1 protein-coding gene is annotated in these 789 nt (G+C 49.3%); it reads right to left on the bottom strand.

Annotated elements, in window-relative coordinates; genetic code table 11:
• Positions 1 to 253, bottom strand: a 253-nt coding sequence (locus WG89_RS28935) for a hypothetical protein (RefSeq protein ID WP_216638595.1), incomplete at its 3' end; no start/stop codon positions are given.
• Positions 254 to 789: the final 536 nt, after the last annotated feature.

Here is a 789-nt window from a genome sequence, read left to right on the forward strand (position 1 = left end):
TACTGATGTACTGGTTGATCAGTCGAGTCACCTGGGCTCTCGAGTAGCCACTGGCAATGGTCAGGTAGCGGCGGATCAAGCCTTTGTCTCCTTTGCTCAGGGAACGGTATTTGAAGTGGCTGAGGGTTAGCTCAATCCAACGGTAACATTCGTCCTTGGAGTCCCAGCCGGGCTCCAGACAGTCTGCTTGTGAAAGGAGGCTTCTTACATCCTCCAGGGTTTTGATGAAATGGGTGTTCATGATGATTTTCATATCCTCATCATGAACGACAGTGCTGAAGTCGGCTCATTTCATGTTAGAAACCAGCCCCTTCTTCAGGCTCATTTCATATTGGAAGAGACTTGACATTGACACTGAGTCTCTTCCAATATAAAATGAGCCTGAACAAAAGCCCGGTTTCCAATACGAACTGAGCCTGTAAAGGTCCAGGATGTCGTTCATGATGAGAGGATGAAGATTATCATGAACACCAAACTCATCAAGACCCTGGATCAGGTCAGCGACTTCCTTGAACATGTCCCAGACATAGAACCTGGCTAGGAGTCTAAAGATGAGTGTTACCGATGGATAGAGTTAACTCTCAGTCATTTCCGTTACCGCTCCCTTGGAAAGGCTCAAAAAGGTCTGGTACGCCGCTATGTGGCGACTGTCACGGGTTACTCCAGAGCGCAGGTCACCCGTTTTTTAACGGCCTACCTGTCCAAAGGCACTGTCCGTCGCTGCCCCTGTTTCTCCAATGGATTCAAGCCTCGCTACACCAAAGCGGATGCCAGACTACTGGCCGAGAC

This window comes from Endozoicomonas arenosclerae (genome assembly GCF_001562015.1).
GTDB classification, from domain to species: Bacteria; Pseudomonadota; Gammaproteobacteria; order Pseudomonadales; family Endozoicomonadaceae; genus Endozoicomonas_A; species Endozoicomonas_A arenosclerae.